The following is a 20,024-nucleotide window of genomic DNA, read 5'->3' as shown; positions in this document are numbered from 1 at the left end:
CGGGTCCGCCGCTCCTACAGGAACGAGTTGATCTCGATCGTCTCGGTACGGCCGGGGCCGACACCGATCGCGGAGATCGGGGCGCCGGACATCTCCTCCAGCGCCTTCACGTACGCCTGCGCGTTCTTCGGCAGGTCGTCGAAGGTCTTGGCCTTCGTGATGTCCTCGGACCAGCCCGGCAGCATCTCGTAGACCGGCTTCGCGTGGTGGAAGTCGGTCTGGCTGTAGGGGAGCTCCTCGACGCGCTTGCCGTCGATCTCGTACGCGACGCACACCGGGATCTGCTCCCAGCCGGTCAGCACGTCCAGCTTGGTGAGGAAGAAGTCGGTGAGACCGTTGACCCGGGTCGCGTACCGCGCGATCACCGCGTCGAACCAGCCGCAGCGACGGTCGCGGCCGGTGGTGACACCGCGCTCGCCACCGATGCGGCGCAGCGCCTCACCGTCCTCGTCGAGCAGCTCCGTCGGGAACGGGCCCGCGCCGACGCGGGTCGTGTACGCCTTGAGGATGCCGATGACCCGGCTGATCTTCGTCGGACCCACGCCGGAACCGGTGCAGGCACCGCCCGCGGTCGGGTTCGACGAGGTGACGAAGGGGTACGTGCCGTGGTCGACGTCGAGCAGCGTGCCCTGGCCACCCTCGAAGAGGACGACCTTGCCCTCGTCGACGGCGTTGTTCAGGATCAGCGTCGTGTCGGCGACGTACGGCTTGATCTGCTCCGCGTACTGGAGCATCTCCTCGACGATCCTGCCGGACTCGATGGCCCGGCGGTTGAAGACCTTGGCGAGGAGCTGGTTCTTCTGCTCCAGGGCCGCCTCGACCTTCTGCTCCAGGATCGACTCGTCGTAGAGGTCCTGGACGCGGATGCCCACACGGTTGATCTTGTCGGCGTACGTCGGGCCGATACCGCGACCGGTCGTGCCGATCTTGCGCTTACCGAGGAACCGTTCCGTCACCTTGTCGACCGTGACGTTGTACGGGGTGATCAAATGGGCATTGCCGCTGATCAGCAGCTTGGACGTGTCCACGCCGCGTTCGTTCAGCCCACTCAGCTCGGAGAGCAGGACGGCCGGGTCGACGACGACACCGTTTCCGATGACCGGGGTACACCCCGGCGAAAGGATTCCGGAGGGGAGGAGATGCAGTGCGTACTTCTGGTCACCTACGACCACCGTGTGGCCGGCGTTGTTGCCGCCCTGGTAACGCACCACATAGTCCACGGATCCACCGAGGAGGTCGGTGGCCTTTCCCTTGCCCTCGTCACCCCACTGAGCACCGAGCAGCACAAGTGCGGGCACAGGCGTACACCCCTTCCGGGCGGGGCATGTCCAAGGTCAGGGGGCGTACGTACACGTCGTACATGCCGTACGACGATGTACGACGAGGCCTGAACCGTTGAACCGGGTGCCCCGGAATAGACGAAGCCCCTGGCGCAATAGCGCAAGGGGCTCTTGCACCAAGATGCTACCCGAGGAAGGACCGAGGTGTCGGCTGCCCAGCCCCCCGGCGACGGTACCCACCAGCTGCTGGTGGTCATCGACCCGGTAGCCCGCCGGACCGACGGCGAGTCCGTCCGTATCGCGAAGGACGTGCTCAGCGCGGGTTCGCACGCCAAGATCTGTCTGCCCGACGGGCCCGAAGAGTTCGATCGGGCCTTGTCCCGCCGGGGCGGCAGGCGGCCGGTGGTGGTCGGCGACGACCGGGCGCTGCGGCGGGCGGTGACCCTGCTGCACCGGGAGCGAGAACCGGCCACTGCCGCCCTCTCGCTGGTTCCGGTCGGCGCCTCGGCCGCGCTCGAACTCGCTCATTCGCTCGGCGTGCCCCCAAACCCGGTGGCGGCGGCGCGCACCGCGCTGGACGGCGTCGTGCGCAGGCTCGACCTGCTGGTCGACGACAGCGACGGCGTCGTCCTGGGCGCGCTGCACATTCCGGCCCTGAGCGTGCCGCCGGGCGTGATGGCCGCGCACACGGGCGTCACGGCGGTCTGGGACTCCTGCCGCACCCTGGTCCGCTCCCTGGTGCGCCCGACCCCGCCGACGCCCCCTGTCCCGCCGCGCACGCACCGGCTGCGCGTCGAGGCGGACGGCGTCCTGCTGAACGATCTGGACCGCCCGGTCGAGTCGGTGACGGTGACCTCGCGGGGCGGCGACGAGGGCCTCGCGGAGGTGGTGATCCGCCCTCCGGCCGCCCCACCGGTCACGGCGGAGGCGAAGGCCGTCACGGTCTCCGGCGCGGACTTCCGCTACCGCGCGGACATACAGGTCGCCGGCCCGGTCCGGACGAAGACATGGACGGTGCGGGCGGGCGCCTGGGGACTGATGCTGCCGGCGGTCGAGGGATAGCTGCCGACGGAAGAAAAAACCGGGGAAGCTGCCGGGGCGGAAGAAAAACCGGAGGCAGCTGCCGGGGCGGAAGAGGTATGAGCGGTGGCTGCCGGAGCGGAAGAGGAATGGCAGGCCGGTGGCAGTGGCAGTGGCAGCCCGGTCCTGTCCCGGGCCGTGCGCACCGGGGCCCTGCTCAGGCTCGTGCTGCGGTGCGAGGGGAGAGGGTGCGGCGGGTGGTCCCGGGGTGCAACCGCCTCTCGGTGCACTCGCGTCACACAGATCATGGAGAACCGACGCGAAGCGATACGTGGGGTGGCCGGATGCCTGGTGGCCGCGGCCGGCGGAGCCGCCGGGATGCTCGCCTGGGCCCCCTACGGCCGGAGCGGCATCTTCGGCGGCTTCGAGGGCGAGACGGAGTGGAACGTCCTCTGGTTGGGGCTGCCGGTCATGACACTCGGCGGTGTCGCGGCCGGAGTCACGCTCGCCGCGCTGGTGGCGCGCAGATGGCGGCGGGCGCTCGGGGCGGCGGCGTTCCTCACGGTCCTCGCCGGTTTCGGGGTGGCGTTCGACGTACTGGCGGGCCCGCCTTCGAGCTGCGGTTCGCCGTGCTGACGAAGGGAACCACCCGACGCCAGGCGCCGCCACCCGACGCCACTGCCCGGCGCCCGGCCCGCCCCGTCACAGCTCGACGCGGAGTTCCTTCAGGCCTCTGATCACGTAACCCGGGTTCCACTCCGGCTCGGCCACCAGCCGCATCCGCGGGGCGCGACGCAGCAGCTCGCCGAAGGACGCGGCCAGTTCGACCCGGGCCAGCGGGGCTCCGAGGCAGAAGTGGATGCCCGCGCCGAACGTGACGTGCGGGTTCTCCCGGCGGGCCAGGTCGAGGGTGTCCGGGGCCGGGAAGCGGGCCGGGTCACGGTTGGCGGACCCGAAGAGCAGGGCCACCTCGGAGCCGCGCGGAATGACCGTGCCGTCGATCTCGATGTCGTCGAGGACCCAGCGCTCGAACATCTGCAGCGGGGTGTCGTACCGCATCAGCTCCTCGATCGCCGTGGGGAGCAGCCCGTGGTCGGCGCGCAGGGCGGCCAGCTGCTCGGGGTGGCGCAGCAGTGTCCACCAGCCGTTGACCGTGGTGTTGACGGTCGCCTCGTGGCCCGCGTTGAGCAGCAGCACACAGGTGGAGATCATCTCCTGTTCGCTCAGCCGCTCGCCCTCGTCATGGGCGGCGATGAGCGCGGAGATCAGATCCGTACCGGGGCGCTTGCGCCGCTCCTCGATCAGCTCGCGCAGATACGCGGAGAAGTCGAGCGAGGCGCGTACGGCGGCGCGGGCCGTGTCGTCGGACGGGTTCAGTTCGAACATTCCGCAGATCGCCGCCGACCAGGGCCGCAGCGGGGCGCGGTCGGACTCCGGGATGCCGAGCATTTCGGCGATGACGGCCACGGGCAGCGGTTCGGCGACGGCCGTCAGCAGATCGCCGCCGCCCTCCTCGACGAACGAGTCGACCAGTGCGGCGGCCAGCCGCTGGACGGTCGGGACGAGCTGTTCGACCGTCCGCGGCGTGAAGGCCTTGGAGACCAGGCGCCGGATCCGCGTGTGGTCGGGGGCCTCCAGGTCGAGGAGCCCCTGCCCGTTGAGGGTGTGGAAGGGCTCGTGCTCGACGGGCGGCGGCGTGCGGCCGAATTCCTCGTGGGTGAAGCGGTGCAGATACGTGCGGCCCAGGCGGCGGTCGCGCAGCAGCGCGGACACATCGGCGTGGTGCGGGACGAGCCACTGGTCACTGGGCTCGAAATACTGCACCCGGCCACCTGCGCGCAGGGCCGCGTAGGCGGGGTACGGGTCGGCGACGAACGCCGGGGACCAGGGGTCGAAGGACTCGGGGAGGGCGTCGGCCGCGGAACGTGAGGACAGGTGCATATACGGACGCTAACCGCACCCGGCGGCCGTCGACCACCCGCCCCGGGCGACGGAGCCCCCGGGCCCCTCCGGCGATCCGTCCAGGTCCCGGGGTCCGTGCCCCGGACTTCAGGAGGGCGTGACCAGCCGGGCCTCGTACGCGAAGACCGCCGCCTGCGTGCGGTCGCGCAGTCCCAGCTTCACCAGGATGCGGCTCACATGTGTCTTGATGGTGGACTCGGCGACCACCAGATGCGAGGCGATCTCCGCGTTGGACCGGCCCTGCGCGATGAGGACGAGCACCTCCGTCTCGCGCTCCGTGAGGTCGCCGATCCGGGCGAGCGCGGGCGGCCGCGTGGCCTGGGGGAGCTTCGAGAACTCGTTGATCAGCCGCTTCGTGACGGTCGGGGCGAGGAGCGCCTCGCCCGAGGCCACCACCCGGACCCCGTCGGCGAGTTGACGGGCAGAGGCGTCCTTGAGGAGGAAGCCGGAGGCCCCGGCGCGCAGCGCCTGGTACACGTACTCGTCGAGGTCGAAGGTGGTCAGTACCAGCACCTTGGCGTCCGCGTCGGCGGCGACGATCTCGCGGGTGGCCTCGATGCCGTTGAGTTCCGGCATCCGGATGTCCATCAGGACCACATCGGGACGCAGCGCCGCGACCTGCGCGACGGCCTGCCGTCCGTCGACGGCCTCGCCGACGACCTCGATCCCCGGCATGGCGTTGAGCAGCACGGAGAAGCCCTCGCGGACCATCATCTGGTCGTCGACGATCAGCACCCGGATGGCCGGGGTGGAGGGAACGGTCATACCGGCTCCACCAGCCCCGCCTGTTCCGTCCCCGCGTGCCCCGTCGGCCCCGCCTGTTCCGTCCCCGCGTGCCCCGTCGGCCCCGCCTGTTCCGTCCCCGCCTTGTTCGATGCGCGCGACTCGTGCGCCCCGTACGCCTCGTCCTTCTCGTGGATGGGCTGGGCGGGTATGAACGCGGTGATCTCGTAACCGCCCTCCCCACTCGCCTCGGCCGTCATCTCGCCGTTCAGCATCGCGACCCGCTCCCGCATCCCCGTGATCCCGTGGCCGGCTCCCGGCGAGGGCTTCACCTCACCGGTCGGCGGCCCGTTGACGACCCGCAGGCCGAGTCCGCCCAGCACATAGCCGATCTCCACCTTGGCGGTGGCGCCCGGCGCGTGCCGCAGCGTGTTGCTGAGGGCTTCCTGGATGATCCGGTACGCCGACAACTCGACGCCCTGGGGCAGTTCGCGTACCGCGCCGGTGACCGTCTTCTCGGTCTCCAGACCCGCTTCACGCACATTGGCGAGGAGACCGTCGAGCTGGGCGAGAGTGGGCTGCGGGGCATCCGGCGCCTGGTAGTCCTCGGCCCGTACGACGCCCAGGACGCGGCGCAGTTCGGTGAGGGCGGCCACCGCGTTCTCCCGGATCGTGACGAAGGCCTGCTCCAGCTCGGGCGGCGGATTCTCGACCCGGTACGGGGCGGCCTCGGCCTGGATCGCGACGACCGACATGTGGTGGGCGACCACGTCGTGCAGCTCCCGGGCGATGGTGGTGCGCTCCTCCAGCAACGTGCGCCGGTCGCGCTCCACGGCCGTGACGGTGCGCTGCACGGTCACCTCCCGCTCCGCATCGCGACGGATCTGCACCACGGCCACCACCAGCAGCGCGAACGCGGAGAGCACCGCCATGAAGGAGGTCGTATCCGTGGGATGTTGGCCGCCCACGCTTCCCAGCACGATGCCGAACAGCACCGTGAAGCCCCACATCCAGGCGGCGGTACGGGGCCGGGTCCGGGCGGCGACCACGACCAGCACCGCCAGGTGCGAGATCAGGGTGCTCGGCGTCCACACCCAGTAGCCGCCCTGGAGCACCGCCGCGAACGGGGCGAGCACCATCGACATCCAGAACGCGCCGACCGGCCTGACCAGCGTCATCAGCACGGTGAGCGCCGGGAGCAGCACGAGCAGGACGAAGTCGATCACGAAATGCGCACCGGAGGAATCCGCCGAGACGAGACCCGTGAGGGCCGCGAGGAGCGCGGCTGCCCCGATCAGCGCGTGGGGCGTCCGGGCGGCCCGCTCGCGCATCCGCTCCGGCAGTTGCCGGGTCAGCGGCCCGTCGGTCCGCATCCGCCCCATCGGGCGGTACGCGAACGCGTCGCGGAAGAGATCCTGCCGCAGGCCCTGCAACACCCCCGCGGCCAGTCGGTACTCGGGACTTCTGCTCTTGGTCTCGGTCACGCTTCCACGGTAGGGGCCCTGCCGGCGCGGGTCGTCAGCAGTGATACGGATCCCGCGCCGTCCGTCGCAAGTACTACGCGCTCGCACCGGCGCCGGACTTCCGCCCCTCGTACCGGCGGGATCCCGCCCCTCCTACCGGCGACATCCCCACCCCTCGTACCGGCCGGACTTCCGCCCCCGTACCGGCCGGACTTCCGCCTCTCGTACCGGCGGGCCGATCACCAGGCCAGTTGGGCGAGTTCCTCCGCCACCACCGCGCACGCGTCGCTCGCCGGGTCGATCAGCGGGAAATGGCCGACGTCGGGCAGCAGGGTCAGGCCCACCGTCTCCCCCGCCTTCGCCGCCGCGTCGACGAACGCCTCCGCGACGGCCTTCGGCACATCGAGGTCGGTGGTGCCCTGCACCACCGTGGTGGCGATCCCGGTGGGCAGCAGCACCGCCGGGTCGGCGTGCGGGGCCCGCGCCGCGAAGTCCTCCTCGCGGCCCAGGAACTGACCGACCGCGCCCGAGCACACATCCAGCTCGACGGCCGTGGTGAAGTCCGCGATCGGAGCGAGCGCGACGACCCCGCGCAGCAGCGGCGCCGCGGGCAGCCGCCACGGCGATCCCTCGGGCAGTACGTGCCGAGCGGCGGCCCACAGGGCGAGCTGCCCGCCGGCGGAGTGCCCGGTGACGACGATCCGCCGGGCGTCGGCCTGCGGAAGCTTCTGGCTCAACAGGGCCGGGAGTGCGTCCATCGCCGCGGCGATGTCGTCGAAGGTCTCCGGCCAACGGCCCGCGACCGGACCGGAACCACGCTGCTGCGGGATCTCGCTGCCGCACCGGTACTCGACACTGGCGACGGCGAAACCGCGCCGGGCCAGGAAGTCCGCGAACGGCGACACGTGCTGCCGGTCGTGCTGCGCCCGCCACGCCCCGCCGTGCACGACGACCACGACCGGAGCGCCGGTCCGGCCGTCGCGCGGAGCGTAGAAGTCGATCAGCTGATCGGGGTGACTGCCGTAGGCGGCGGACGCGTCGGGGGCGACCGGTGGAGGGGAGAGGGCCGACTCGGTCTCGGCTGCGTCCCGATCACGCGCGGCGGAATCCGACATGCTGTTCCCATCCGTCCTGTCTCCGGGCCCCACAGCCCAACTCGCCTGACCTGCGGGGACGGTACCAGTACGAAGGGCCCTGTCCCTGCCGACGGATCATGGCAGAAGCTCCCGGGCCCCGGACCCCCGGGCCCGGCCGAAGACCCAGGCCCGGCCGAAGCCCCGGCCCCGGCTCCAGACCTCGGCCGAAGCCCCGGCCCCTAGCCCCGTACCACCTCGCCCAGCACCCGCGCCGCCCGCTCCACGTCCGCGAACCCCACGTACAGCGGCGTGAAGCCGAACCGCAGCACGTCCGGGCGCCGCAGATCCCCGACGACGCCCCGTGCGATGAGCGTGCTCATCACCGGTTCCGCGTCCTCGCACCGCAGCGCGACCTGACTGCCGCGTTCCGCGTGTGCGACCGGGGTGAGGGAGGTGACGCGGCCGTCGGGCACGTACGCGGCGACGCATTCCAGGAAGAAGTCCGTCAGGGCCAGCGACTTGTCCCGCACCGCCTCGACAGAGACCCCGCTCCACACGTCCAGCGACGCTTCGAGCGCCAGCATGGAGAGGATGTCGGGGGTGCCGACCCGGCCCCGCAGGGCACCGTCCGCAGGGGCGTACCCGGGTGTCATGCCGAACGGGTCGGCGTGCGACGTCCACCCCGGCAGGGGCGAGTCGAAGGCCGCGTGGTGGCGTTCGGCGACGTACAGGTAGGCGGGCGAACCGGGGCCGCCGTTCAGGTACTTGTACGTGCAGCCGACCGCGAGGTCCACGCCGTGCGCGTCGAGGCCGACCGGCAGGGCGCCCGCGCTGTGGCAGAGGTCCCAGACGGCGAGGGCGCCGGCCGCGTGCGCGGCGGCGGTGAGTCCGGGCAGGTCGTGAAGCCTGCCGGTGCGGAAGTCGACATGGTTGAGCAGGACGGCCGCGGTTCGGGATCCGAGGGCGTCCGGCACCTCGGCGGGGGTGACCGGGACGAGCCGGTGGCCGGTCATCCGGGCGGCGGACGCGGCGATGTACCCGTCCGTGGGAAACGTCGTCGCGTCGACAAGGATCTCGTCGCGTCCCTCCGGCGCCAGCCGGCTCGCGGCGACGACGGCCTTGAAGACGTTCACGCTGGTCGAGTCACCGACGACGATCTGCCCGGCGGCGGCCCCGACGAGCGGGGCGATCCGGTCGCCGATCCGCTCCGGCGCGGTCCACCAGCCGCTCTCGCCCCAGGACCGGATACGCAGCTCGCCCCACTCGCGGGTGAGGACCTCCTGCACCCGGGCGGGTACGTGTACGGGCAGCGCGCCGAGCGAGTTGCCGTCGAGATAGACGGTGTCATCGAGCGTGAACAGCTTGCGCAGATCGGCGAGCCGGTCGGCGGAGTCGAGGGCCGCGGCCCGCGCGGCGAAGGTCTCAGACATGGCTGCGCGCCGTCCACAGCTCGGGGAAGACGTTCTTCGTGGCCCGTTTCTCCAGCCAGGCGACCCCGGCGGAGCCGCCGGTCCCGGTCTTCGAACCCATCGCACGCCGGGTGGCGACGAGATGGTCGTTGCGCCACCGCCACACCAGTTCACCGACGTCGGTCAGCGCCTCTCCGAGCCGGACCAGCTCGTCGTGCTGGTCGGGGTCGGCGTAGATCTCCGCCCAGACGGCCTCGACCTCGGGGGACGGCTCGTACTTCTGCGTCAGGTCCCGGCCGAGGACGGACCGCGGCACGGCGTGACCGCGCCGGGCGAGCAGGGCGAGCGCCTCGTCGTACAGGCTCGGTTCGGCGAGCGCCTTCTCCAGCTCGGCGTGGACGCGGGGCGCGCCCCGGTGCGGCACGAGCATGGACGCGGACTTGTCGCCGAGCAGGAACTCCATCCGCCGGTACATCGCCGACTGGAAGCCGGAGCCCTCACCGAGGGCGGCGCGGTAGGAGTTGAACTGGGCGGGGGTGAGCTGGGCGAGCGGCGTCCAGGAGGCGTTCAGCGCCTCCAGTTCCCGCACGGAACGCTTGAGCGCGTCGCGTGCGACGGGAAGCCGGTCCTCGCGCAGGGCGTGCGCGGCGGTCTCCCACTCATGGACGATGACGGTGAACCACAGCTCCATGACCTGGGTGGTGACCAGGAAGACCATTTCGCCCGGGTCGTCGGAGCGAAGGTGCTGGAGATGGGTCAGGACGTCCGCCTGGACATAGTCCTCGTACGGAGTCGTTCCCGCGAAGTCGAGGTGCGGGGTCTGCGCACCGGTGGCTTCGGGGTCGGGGTGGATCGTCGACATTGCTGTCTCCTCGACACACGCTTCCGGGTAGCGGTCCGCCCCTTCCGTGAGGTGGGTGGAGCTCCGGTCCCCTGCCCGCATCCTAAACGGACCCTGCACGTGCCCGCACGACCTCACAGGTGCCCGCCCAAGCCCGCGGATGCCGGCGGGGAGCCCGCGAATGCCGGCGCATCCGCGGGGTCCGGAACCGTTCACCAGGGGTACGCGCACGGACCGTGCACGTACGCGTGAGAAGGCCGGCGGAGCGCTTCGGCCTCCGCCGGCCAGGAACGCCTCGGCCGCCTCTAGCCGAGGGTCTCGGCGGCGGTCGGCGAGGAGTCGCGCAGGAACGTCGAGCAGCGCTCGTACTCGTCCGTCTCGCCGATCGTCCGGGCGGCTCGCGCCAGGGCGTGCAGGGCGCGCAGGAAGCCGCGGTTCGGCTCGTGCTCGAACGGTACGGGGCCGTGGCCCTTCCAGCCGGCCCGGCGCAGCGCGTCGAGGCCGCGGTGGTAGCCGGTGCGGGCATAGGCGTACGACTCGATGACGCGGCCGCCCTCGAACGCCTCGTCGGCGAGCTGCGCCCAGGCCAGCGAGGAAGTCGGGTACTTCGCGGCCACGTCGGCCGGGGCCGTGCCGTTCGCGAGCAGCTCGCGCGGCTCCGGGTCGTCGGGCAGATGGGTCGGGGGAGGTCCCCCGAGCAGGTTCTCGTGGATCGACATGGGTTCAAGTGTGCCTGGCACATGCGCACCGGGGGTACCGGGGCGCATGTGCGAAGAGCCGGTTCACGCCGTGCGCGCGCCCGGGGGCGGTGCGCGGGATTCAGGCCGCGCCCGCATCTCCCTTTCTTCCTGCCTCCCCCGTCTCCCCCGTCTCCCCCGTCTCCCCTGCCGCCCCCGCCGCCCCCGTCTCCCCGGTCTCCTCGTGGGTGGGTTCCAGGGGCGGCGCGACGACACCGCAGTGGACCGTGCACTCGGGGTGCGCCTTCTTCTCGTCCGGGGCGGCGGAAGGCTTCCGTACGGTCGTGCAGGCGATCAGCGAGCCGAGTACGAGCAACCCGGCACACATCGGCATGGCCCGCCGGAATGTGGTGGCGAATTCGCCGGCCTCCCGGTAGGCCTCCGGGCCCATCCCGGCGAGCAGCGGCAGCGCGGCCACCGCGATCAGCCCGGCGGCGCGGGCGGCCGCGTTGTTGATCCCGCTGGCGAGGCCGGCCCGTGTGGTGTCCACGGAGGCCAGGACGGACGCGGTGAGCGGTGCCACCAGGGCGACCATGCCGACGCCGAGCACACCGACCGCGGGCAACACATCGGTGAAGTAGGCGGAGACGGAGTGCGATCCCGGCCCGACCCGCAGCATCAGCAGCATGCCGGCCGCGGCGATCAGGGGGCCGACGGTGAGCGGAACACGGGGCCCGATGCGCTGCCCCAGTTCTCCCGACGCGGCGGAGAAGAGCAGCATCAGCACGGTCGTGGGCAACAGGGCCGTGCCGGCGCCCAGGGCCGAGTACCCGGCCACGACCTGGAGCTGGATCGCGGAGAGGAAGAAGTAGCCGCCGAGCGCCGCGTACACACACAGGGTGATGACGTTGACGGCGGTGAACTGACGGGACGCGAAGACCGACGGCGGCAGCATCGGTTCCGGCCTCCGCCGCTCCACCCGCACGAACGCCGCCGCAAGGGCGAGCCCTCCGACGGCCGCCCCGATCACCACGGCGGACGCCCCCTGGGCCGGTGCCTCGATCAGCGCGTACGTCACCAGGGCAAGAGCGAGGGCGGCGAGCACGGCGCCCAGGACGTCGAAGCGCCCGTGTGCGTCGGGGTCGCGCGATTCCGGTACGTGGCGCAGCGCCACCGGCAGACAGACAGCGGCGAGCGGCACGTTGAGCAGGAAGACCCACCGCCAGCCGGGTCCGTCGACCAGCCAGCCGCCGACGAACGGCCCGATGGCCGCCCCGACCCCGCCGAACCCCGACCACAGCCCGACCGCGCGGGCCCGGTCGTCCGGATGGAAGCTCGCCTGGATCAGCGCCAGCGAACCGGGGGTGAGGAGCGCCCCGCCGATGCCCTGGAGGGCGCGGGCGGTGATCAGGACGGGGGCGTTCGGCGCGATGCCGCACAGCACGGACGCGGTGGCGAACCAGACGACTCCGACGGCGAAGACCCGCCGCCGCCCGTACCGGTCACCGAGCGCACCCCCGAGGAGGATCAGCCCGGCGAGGGTCAGCATGTACGCGGTGACGGTCCACTGGAGGGCGGCCAGATCGGTGCCCAGGTCCTTACCGATGCGGGGCAGGGCGACGTTGATGACGGTGGAGTCGAGCAGAGCCATGCTGGAGCCGAGGACGGTGGTGAGGACCACCCAGCGTCCGGTGGGAGAGGCGACGCGGATGGCTCCCGTCTCGGCGTCAGGCACAGGCATACGAGCAGCATCGTCCCTCCGCGCCCGTGGGGCCATCGGGGCAACCGGTCAGGGCGCCGGAAGGACCGCTTCCCATGCCGCTGCCGCCCGTGCTGGCCCTGCGAAGCACCCGCCCCTACGACACTCCCTGAGTGACCGCCCGTACGCCCCGGATCAGCGCCTCCACGCCCGCCTCCGCCTTGGACCGCGGGCAGCCGACGTTCAACCGGACGAAGCCCTCGGCCCCGTACACCGCTCCCGGCATCACCGCGACCTTCTCGCGCTCGACCAGCACCCGCTGCAACGCCTCGTCGTCGTCGACGCCCGCCGGACGCAGATCGATCCACGCCAGATAGCCGGCCTCCGGCGGCTCCCATCCCAGGTCGGGGAACGCCTCGTTCAGCCGCTGCGCGACCAGCGCCAGATTGCCGGCGATGTAGGCGCGGACCTCGTCCAGCCACGCCGCGCCCTCCCGGTACGCGGCGATGTGCGCGGTCAGCGACAGCACCGCCGGAGAGGCGAGTCCCTCCGCCGTCTCCATTCTGCGCAGGAACTCCGCCCGGTCGGCCGGATCACCGATCAGCCCGTACGAGCCGGTCAGCGCGGGGAAGTTGAACGCCTTCGACGCGGAGGAGATCAGCGCCCAGCGCCGCTCGCCGCCGACCCGCGGCCACGGCACATGCACACGCCCCTCGTGCACGAAGTCCGCGTGGATCTCGTCGCTGATCACCGCGACGTCGTGCCGCGCGGCAAGCTCCGCCATCTCGCCCAGTTCGGCCTCCGTCCACACCCGGCCCGTCGGGTTGTGCGGCGAGCAGACGAGAAGGACCTTGCTGTCGGGGCGGGCGAGCTCGCGCTCCAACGCGGCCGTGTCCCCCACCGGCACGCCCCTCAGCTCGCGGCCGAGACCGGTGATCGCCTTGCGGAAACCGTCGTACGTCGGGGTATGGACGATCACGCCCTCGCCCTCTGCCGTCCACATCTGGAGCAGCTGCGAGAGCTGGCTGAGCACGGACGGCCCGTACACCAACTGTTCCGTGTCGATCCGTGTCCCGTACCGGGTCTCGAACCAGTGGGCTATCGCGGAGCGGAAGTCGTCCTGCTGCCAGGTCGTGTAGCCCAGCACCCCGTGGTCGAGACGGGCCCGCAGCGCCCTCAGCACCTCCGGTGCGGTCTCGAAGTCCATGTCGGAGATGGTGAACGGCAGCAGTCCGTCCACACCGAAGCGGTCCGCGACGTCGTCCCACTGGACGCACCAGGTGCCCCGGCGGTCGACGACGGTGTCGAAGTCATAGCGCGCACTGGCACTCACAGCGATCCCTTGCACCTTCTCTTGAACAGGGAGAAGACGCGGTGTCTTCTCTTGAACGTGCCGTGGGCCCGGCACCCCAAGGGGTACCGGGCCCACGGCCACACTTTCGTACCGACGGCTACTTCAGCTTGGTGCCGGTGGAACGCAGGTTGGCGCAGGCCTCCGTGACGCGCTTGGCCATGCCGCCCTCGGCGGACTTGCCCCAGCTGCGCGGGTCGTAGAACTTCTTGTTGCCGACCTCGCCGTCGACCTTCAGCACACCGTCGTAGTTGCGGAACATGTGGTCCACGATCGGGCGGGTGAAGGCGTACTGCGTGTCGGTGTCGAGGTTCATCTTCACGACGCCGTTCTCCAGCGCGGTGGCGATCTCCTGCTCGGTGGAGCCGGAACCGCCGTGGAAGACGAAGTCGAACGGGGAAGTCTGGCCGTACTTGGCGGCGACGCCCTCCTGGAGGTCCTTCAGCAGCTCGGGGCGGAGCACGACGTTGCCCGGCTTGTAGACACCGTGGACGTTGCCGAAGGAGGCGGCCAGCAGGTAACGGCCCTTCTCGCCCAGGCCGAGCGCCTCGGCGGTACGCAGCGCGTCGTCGACGGTCGTGTACAGCTCGTCGTTGATCTCGTGCGAGACGCCGTCCTCCTCGCCACCGGTCGGGGTGATCTCGACCTCAAGAATGATCTTCGCCGCGGCGGCCTTGGCCAGCAGCTCCTGGCCGATGGCCAGGTTGTCGGCGAGGGTCTCGGCCGAGCCGTCCCACATGTGGGACTGGAACAGCGGGTTCTGGCCCTGGGCGACGCGCTCGGCGGAGATGTCGATCAGCGGACGTACGTAACCGTCCAGCTTGTCCTTGGGGCAGTGGTCGGTGTGCAGCGCGACCGAGATGTCGTACTTGGCGGCGACGATGTGCGCGAACTCGGCGAGGGCGACAGCGCCCGTCACCATGTCCTTGTTGTGCTGGCCGCCCAGGAACTCCGCCCCACCGGTGGAGATCTGGACGATGCCGTCGCTCTCCGCCTCCGCGAAGCCGCGCAGTGCAGCATGCAGGGTCTGGGTCGACGTCACATTGATGGCCGGGTAGGCGAACTTGCCTGCCTTCGCCCGATCGAGCATCTCGGCGTAGACCTCGGGGGTTGCGATGGGCATCTGTCCGCTCCTTGGGATATGCGGGTGTGCGTGCTGGTTCCCTGACCTGGGGGCGACGTCATCGTCGCCCCCATCTTCCCAGACTCTCGCTCCGGCTCCACCCGGCCCATGTCCGCAGCGCGCCGATGGCCGGCTCGTGGGCACGCACCAAGGGCGGGCTGTTTCACGTGAAACAGCCCGCCCTTGAGGAAATCGCAGGTCAACCCCTATGTCAGGCGAGACCGAGGTCCGCCACGGTGTAGGCGTGGAGGTACGGGAGACCGGCCTCGGCGATCGCCGGAGCCGCACCCCGCTCCACGATCGTGGCGACGGCGACGACTTCGCCACCGGCCTCGCGCACCGCCTCGACGGCCGTCAGCGGCGAACCGCCGGTCGTCGAGGTGTCCTCGACGACCAGGCAACGGCGGCCCTTCACCTCCGTGCCCTCGATGCGGCGCTGCATCCCGTGCGCCTTCTGCGCCTTGCGGACGACGAACGCGTCCAGCTCCTGCCCCCGCGCGGCCGAGGCGTGCAGCATCGAGGTGGCGACCGGGTCGGCGCCCAGCGTCAGCCCGCCCACGCAGTCGTAGTCGAGCTCGGCGGTGACGTCGAGCATGACCTGACCGACCATCGGAGCGGCCTTGCCGTCCAGCGTGATGCGGCGCAGGTCGATGTACCAGTCGGCCTCAAGACCCGAGGAGAGGGTCACTTTGCCGTGTACCACGGCCTTGTCCTTGATCTGCTGGAGCAGCTCAGCACGTACGTCAGTCATGGCTACGAGCTTAAAGCGCCCTTGTCCGGGCCTGCGCCGACACCGGGCCGGGGCCGCGCTGCCTCCCGGCCGACACCGGGCCGGGGTCGGACCCGCGCTGCCTCCCGGCCGACACCGGCGCCGGATGCCGGTCGCCGGATGCCCCTACCTCGTTTTCCGCACTTTCCGCGTTTACCGCGTTTACCGCGTTTACCGCGTTTACCGCGTTCCGGGTCAGAGCCTGCGCCAGTTCCAGGTCGTCCCGATCTCCAGCGGGTCGATGGGGGTGACGTACCGGGGCGTGGTGTTCAGCCCGTTCGGCGGACCGGACTGCGGCTCCACACAGACCGCCTCGGCCTGCTCGTCGTAGATCACGACCCACTCGGCCCGGCTCTTCACGGTCAGCTCCAGCTGCTCCGGCCAGGTGAGCGTCACGTCGATGCCGTCCGGCATGCCGAAGCAGTCGTCCCACGGGCCGGGCAGGGGCGGAATGCGGCGGCCGGTCGGCAGATGGTTCTCGCCCCGCTCCTCCTGCCAGGCCGCGTCGAAGGCGATCTCCACGTTCTTGCCGGCACCGAGATTCCGCAGGAACCAGGGGTGCCAGCCGGCCTGTGCCGGAAACGAATCCCCGTACGTCTCGATACCGAACGCGAGCGTGAGCGAGTCCTCGGTCAGCTCGAAGGTCTGGGTCACCCGTCCCGGATACGGCCAGGGGTCGACGAGGTCGTAGTAGAACGCGGCTTCCTGCTCACTCACCCGGGCGGTGTGCCAGGCGGTGTCCCTGCCGGTGCCGTGGATGGCGTGCGGCGGGGAGTTCAGCGGCAACCGGTGCGGGACGTCGCCGTTGCGGAACACCCCGTCCTCGGTGCGTCCGCACCACGGCACCATAGGGAAGCAGCCGTACCGCTCCCCCTGCCGCAGCAGTTCGGTGCCGCCGATCCGCAGACTGCTGATGCGGCAGCCGTTGGCGGGGGTCACGGTCAACTCTGCGTCGCCGACGGACAGCCGGACGTCCTTCTCGCTACTACTCACCGGACCGACATTACTGGCGCGGCTACCTCCGCCGCCTCAACGCTCTGGTCACCACGACGGCTGACGCGAGCGCGAGAGCGGCGGCGGGGGCGACCCAGCGGAGCGTGGCGCCCGCGGTGGTCGAATCGGGTGACGGTACGGGGGCGTACCTGCCGCGCGGCGGCGCGTGGTCGACCTCCTCGGCACTGCGGCCGATCATGGTGCGCCTGGCATGTGCGGCCTCGGCCGGGGGACCGTCGGGCACGGTGAACTCCATCTCCGCTTCGGGATCGAGCGAGGGCGGGGGCACGGGGGAGCCGAAGACGGAGCCCGTGCCGGGGGGGTTCTCGGTGGACGGCGACTCGTCCGCGCCGTCGTCGACGGCATCGGCGTCGTCAGCCTCGACGGCGTCGGCGTCGTCGGACTCTGCGTCATCGGACTCGGCGGCACCGGTACCGGCGTCGGCGGCATCGGCATCGGCTTCCGGAGCAGCGCCCCGGGCGGTGGCCGCACCGGTCGTGTCGGCCTCCTCGGCCGCCTCCTCGATGGCCTGTTCCACGGCTTCCCCGACGGACCGCTCGGCCTCGTCGAGAGCGCCGCCCGCCGCATCCGCCCCCGCCGCACCCTCATCCGCATCCGCCACGTCCCCGCCTGCCACGTCCGCCCCCGCCGCGTCCCCGCCCGCCAGCGTCTCCGTCACCAGTTGCTGCGCGAAGCGGTCCAGCAGGCGGTGGGCCGTCGTGAGCGCCGCCGCCGGGTCCAGGTCCAGGATGCGGCCGTCGCCGCTCGCCGTACCCGCGAACCCGATCGCCGTGCCGCCGTCCTTCCGCGTCAGGCTGATCGTCAGAGTCAGGTGCGCCGAGCCGGTTCCCCGGGCCTCGACGCCCTCGCCCGTGACCAGGATCGTGTCCCCGTCCGGACCGCCCTGCGGAGAACCGGTGAGCCGCAGCGCACCGCGGTACGTGATCGTGTGGCCGTCGACCCGGATCTTGAACCGGCCGGACAGCGGGTCCGCCGACTCATCGGCGTCCTGCTGGAACCCCGGTACGCAACGCGCGACACCGGCGGGATCCCCCAGCGTCCGCCGAAGGGACGGGACCGGAACCGGAACGAACACCTCATGCTCCATGGAAACCGAGCCTACTCAGCCCCGGCCATCACGTCAGCGGTTCCGCGTCGGGAAGGGTGGCCGGGCCCGCGAACGGGCTCCGGCTCATTGATCGTCCCAGTACCGGGGATGGACCAGTGTCGACGGCGGCAGCCCGCGCAGCCGCCCGCCCTGTGCGTCCCGCCCCGCGCGCAGCAGCGAGGACTGCGTCAGCGAACGAAGCTTCGGCGCCTTCGGGTCGAGACGGAGCACCGGCGCCCTGACGGGCCCGGCGAGGACGAAACCCCAGCCGTGCCCGGCCCGCGCCCGGTGCGCGGCCCGGCCGGCACCGGCCGCCGCTCCGGCCGCGGCATCGGGGGGCGGGCCGTCGATCCGGTACGGCCGGGTACGCAGGCCCGCCACCCGCATCGACGCCTCCACCGTCCAGTACGTGCGCGGCCGGGTCACCGGCGGCCCCCCGTGCACCACCAGCCGGCCACCCGGTGCGAGGACCTCGGCGACCAGGCCGTAGAACTCCGCCGAGTAGAACTTCGTGCTGGCGGAGATTTCCGGATCGGGCAGATCGGCGATCACCACGTCGTAGCTGCCGCGCGCCGCACGCAACCAGTTGAAGGCGTCCGCGTTGACGGCCGTCAGCCGCGGATCGCGGTACGCGTGGCCGTTCAGCGCCGAGAGCGCACGGTCGGTACGGGCCAACCGGGTGACACCGGGGTCGATCTCGACGAGGGTGACCTCGCGGACGTCCGGGTAGCGCAGCACCTCACGGGCGGCGAGTCCGTCACCGCCGCCCAGGATCAGGACACGGGCACGCGGCCCGTTCATCGCCGGGTGCACCAGAGCCTCCTGGTAGCGGCACTCGTCACGCGTGCTGGCCCGCAGCCGCCCGTCCAGATACAGGTCCAGGGAGCCGTGGCCCGACCCCGTCAGCACGACCTCCTGGACGCCGGTCCGCACCGCGACCCGCACCCCGTCCCCGTACACCGCGCGCCGCGCCGCCCGCTCGAAGTCGTCGACCAGCGCGGTCGCGGTGGCGAGTACGGCGATCACGACCACGTTGACGACGATCAGCAGCCACCGTGAGCGCGGGGTGAGGTCCGGCCGGAACACCCACAGCACCAACGCCCCGCCGGCCGCCGCGTTGACCGCACCGGTGAACAGTGCCCCGGTGAGCTGGCCCAGCATCGGCAGCAGCAGAAAGGGGAACGCGAGCCCGCCGACCAGCGCACCCACGTAGTCGGCGGCGAACAGATCCGCGACGGCCCCGCCCGCGTCCTGCCGGTCGACGCGCTGGATCAGCGTCATCAGCAACGGGATCTCCGCCCCGATCAGGACGCCGATCGCGAGCGAGAACCCGACCAGGGCGTACTGCGACTCCCCGATCCAGGCGAACGAGGCGTACAGCACGACCGCCGAGGAGCCACCGACCAGCGCGAGCGCCGTCTCGATCAGCCCGAAACCGACGGCGGCCCGGCTGCGTAAACGTTTCGCGAGCAGCGAGCCGACCCCCATCGCGAACACCATCACGGAGAGCACGACGGATGCCTGAGTGACCGAATCGCCGATCAAGTACGAGGCGAGCGCCACCAGTTCGAGCTCGTAGACGAGACCGCAGGCGGCGCAGACGAAGACGGCGGCCAGCACGAGCCAGCGACCGGTCCTCGGCCGTACGGGAAGACGCATCGCGCCCCCTCGCAGCGACCTCTGCTGATCGATCATGTGGCGAACGCTACGTCACGAGGCTGTGGCCGCCTGTCACCCACAAGGGTGCAAGTGGCGTGCACACGCTGGCCCGGGAACGTGTCAGTGCACGGCCGCCGGCATCCGCACTCCCACCCGGGTGCGTGTCACCACCAACTGCCCCTCCTGCGGGTACGCATGCCAGGTGCGCCACCGCACCTGACCCTCGGTCCGCTGGGCGAGCATGGCGGTGAAGGCGTGCGGGCTGCCGGGGAACGTCCCCGCGAGGCCGTGGGGATGATCGGCCACGAGCGCGAGGAGTTCCTGCGCGCGCCCGGCGAACGAGCCCGCCGAGAGCGTCTCGACACGGGCCGCGAATTCGTACTCCCATTCCCCGAGCCGTTTGGCGACGCCGAGCGGCAGCGGCGTGCTGCTGCCCGGCATGCACGCGACGGTTTCGGAACAGGTGCCCCGGTCCTCCTCCAGGAGCACCTGGTGGGAGGCACCGAGCAGACGCATCTGAAGTCGGGCACCCGCGAGATCGAGTGCGAGCACGGCCAGGGCCGGAAGGGGTTCGCGTCCCAGCGCCCAGGCCAGGTCGGCAGCACGGGTGTCGGAATAGGTCGTCTGGAGGGTCGTGAGCATGAGTCGGCTCCGCAAACAAGCGTGGACACATGGACAGGGGACGCCTCCGACGTGATGCACGTGGGAGGTGGGAAGCGCCCGATCAGGTCCAACTCGGGTCCGAGGGCTGGATGTTCTCTTAAACGAGGGAATCACGAAGTAAGCCGCATCCACAGCGTTTTTGGCCAACTTGACGTGGTTTCCATCCCCTCGGGGGCCTCTCGGTTCATCTGTTCACCGGCCTCTCGCG

The 20,024-nt window shown here is 71.3% G+C and carries 18 protein-coding genes; 2 read left to right on the top strand and 16 right to left on the bottom strand.

Features of this window, described 5'->3' with window-relative positions; translation table 11 throughout:
* Positions 1-14 precede the first annotated feature (14 nt).
* Complete coding sequence (locus tag ACFVUT_RS14235; RefSeq protein WP_389648107.1) at positions 15-1,298, bottom strand: adenylosuccinate synthase; 1,284 nt, start codon at positions 1,296-1,298, stop codon at positions 15-17.
* 186 nt (positions 1,299-1,484) lie between these two features.
* Between ACFVUT_RS14235 and ACFVUT_RS14230 the strand changes: the two genes are divergently transcribed.
* Together ACFVUT_RS14230 and ACFVUT_RS14225 are read left to right on the top strand one after the other, a co-directional pair.
* Positions 1,485-2,342, top strand: a complete 858-nt coding sequence (locus tag ACFVUT_RS14230) for a diacylglycerol kinase (RefSeq protein WP_389648104.1) — start codon at positions 1,485-1,487, stop codon at positions 2,340-2,342.
* 264 nt (positions 2,343-2,606) lie between these two features.
* Positions 2,607-2,936 (top strand): hypothetical protein, encoded by a 330-nt coding sequence (locus ACFVUT_RS14225; RefSeq protein ID WP_389648101.1) that lies wholly within the window; start codon positions 2,607-2,609, stop codon positions 2,934-2,936.
* Positions 2,937-3,002: 66 nt separating this feature from the next.
* Here ACFVUT_RS14225 and ACFVUT_RS14220 read toward each other — a convergent pair whose 3' ends face one another.
* The 15 genes from ACFVUT_RS14220 to ACFVUT_RS14150 all read right to left on the bottom strand — a co-directional run bounded on the left by ACFVUT_RS14220 (position 3,003) and on the right by ACFVUT_RS14150 (position 19,795).
* Positions 3,003-4,241 carry a cytochrome P450 gene (locus ACFVUT_RS14220; RefSeq protein ID WP_389648098.1) on the bottom strand — a complete coding sequence of 413 codons (1,239 nt, stop codon included), beginning with the start codon at positions 4,239-4,241 and terminating at the stop codon, positions 3,003-3,005.
* 108 nt (positions 4,242-4,349) lie between these two features.
* A complete protein-coding gene (locus tag ACFVUT_RS14215; protein ID WP_389648095.1) occupies positions 4,350-5,027 on the bottom strand; it encodes a response regulator in 678 nt (225 codons plus the stop codon).
* Positions 5,024-6,469 carry a histidine kinase gene (locus ACFVUT_RS14210; protein WP_389648092.1) on the bottom strand — a complete coding sequence of 482 codons (1,446 nt, stop codon included), beginning with the start codon at positions 6,467-6,469 and terminating at the stop codon, positions 5,024-5,026. Before ACFVUT_RS14210 ends, ACFVUT_RS14215 begins: the two co-directional genes overlap by 4 nt.
* Positions 6,470-6,687: 218 nt before the next feature.
* On the bottom strand, positions 6,688-7,563 hold the full coding sequence (locus ACFVUT_RS14205; RefSeq protein WP_389648089.1) for an alpha/beta hydrolase family protein: 876 nt from the start codon (positions 7,561-7,563) through the stop codon (positions 6,688-6,690).
* A gap of 200 nt (positions 7,564-7,763) precedes the next feature.
* Positions 7,764-8,954 (bottom strand): kynureninase, encoded by a 1,191-nt coding sequence (gene kynU, locus ACFVUT_RS14200; protein ID WP_389648086.1) that lies wholly within the window; start codon positions 8,952-8,954, stop codon positions 7,764-7,766.
* Positions 8,947-9,795: a tryptophan 2,3-dioxygenase family protein gene (locus ACFVUT_RS14195; RefSeq protein WP_389648083.1), complete on the bottom strand. Its 849-nt coding sequence runs from the start codon at positions 9,793-9,795 to the stop codon at positions 8,947-8,949. Before ACFVUT_RS14195 ends, kynU begins: the two co-directional genes overlap by 8 nt.
* A gap of 284 nt (positions 9,796-10,079) precedes the next feature.
* On the bottom strand, positions 10,080-10,493 hold the full coding sequence (locus ACFVUT_RS14190; RefSeq protein ID WP_389648080.1) for a DUF3151 domain-containing protein: 414 nt from the start codon (positions 10,491-10,493) through the stop codon (positions 10,080-10,082).
* 100 nt (positions 10,494-10,593) lie between these two features.
* A complete protein-coding gene (locus ACFVUT_RS14185; RefSeq protein ID WP_389648077.1) occupies positions 10,594-12,192 on the bottom strand; it encodes an MFS transporter in 1,599 nt (532 codons plus the stop codon).
* 115 nt (positions 12,193-12,307) lie between these two features.
* Positions 12,308-13,483 (bottom strand): MalY/PatB family protein, encoded by a 1,176-nt coding sequence (locus tag ACFVUT_RS14180; protein WP_389648074.1) that lies wholly within the window; start codon positions 13,481-13,483, stop codon positions 12,308-12,310.
* Between the two features lie 118 nt (positions 13,484-13,601).
* Positions 13,602-14,624 carry a class II fructose-bisphosphate aldolase gene (gene fbaA, locus ACFVUT_RS14175; protein WP_389648071.1) on the bottom strand — a complete coding sequence of 341 codons (1,023 nt, stop codon included), beginning with the start codon at positions 14,622-14,624 and terminating at the stop codon, positions 13,602-13,604.
* A gap of 211 nt (positions 14,625-14,835) precedes the next feature.
* Positions 14,836-15,375 carry an orotate phosphoribosyltransferase gene (pyrE, locus tag ACFVUT_RS14170; protein ID WP_389648068.1) on the bottom strand — a complete coding sequence of 180 codons (540 nt, stop codon included), beginning with the start codon at positions 15,373-15,375 and terminating at the stop codon, positions 14,836-14,838.
* Between the two features lie 213 nt (positions 15,376-15,588).
* On the bottom strand, positions 15,589-16,386 hold the full coding sequence (locus tag ACFVUT_RS14165) for an aldose 1-epimerase (protein ID WP_389648065.1): 798 nt from the start codon (positions 16,384-16,386) through the stop codon (positions 15,589-15,591).
* Between the two features lie 22 nt (positions 16,387-16,408).
* On the bottom strand, positions 16,409-17,494 hold the full coding sequence (locus ACFVUT_RS14160) for a hypothetical protein (protein WP_389648062.1): 1,086 nt from the start codon (positions 17,492-17,494) through the stop codon (positions 16,409-16,411).
* Between the two features lie 84 nt (positions 17,495-17,578).
* Positions 17,579-19,189 carry a polyamine aminopropyltransferase gene (locus ACFVUT_RS14155; protein WP_389648059.1) on the bottom strand — a complete coding sequence of 537 codons (1,611 nt, stop codon included), beginning with the start codon at positions 19,187-19,189 and terminating at the stop codon, positions 17,579-17,581.
* A gap of 84 nt (positions 19,190-19,273) precedes the next feature.
* Positions 19,274-19,795, bottom strand: a complete 522-nt coding sequence (locus tag ACFVUT_RS14150) for a DUF2617 family protein (protein WP_389648056.1) — start codon at positions 19,793-19,795, stop codon at positions 19,274-19,276.
* Positions 19,796-20,024: the final 229 nt, after the last annotated feature.

The sequence above is a fragment of the Streptomyces sp. NPDC058051 genome (assembly GCF_042885475.1).
Classification (GTDB): domain Bacteria; phylum Actinomycetota; class Actinomycetes; order Streptomycetales; family Streptomycetaceae; genus Streptomyces.
This window is presented reverse-complemented; position numbering and strand designations above follow the sequence as displayed.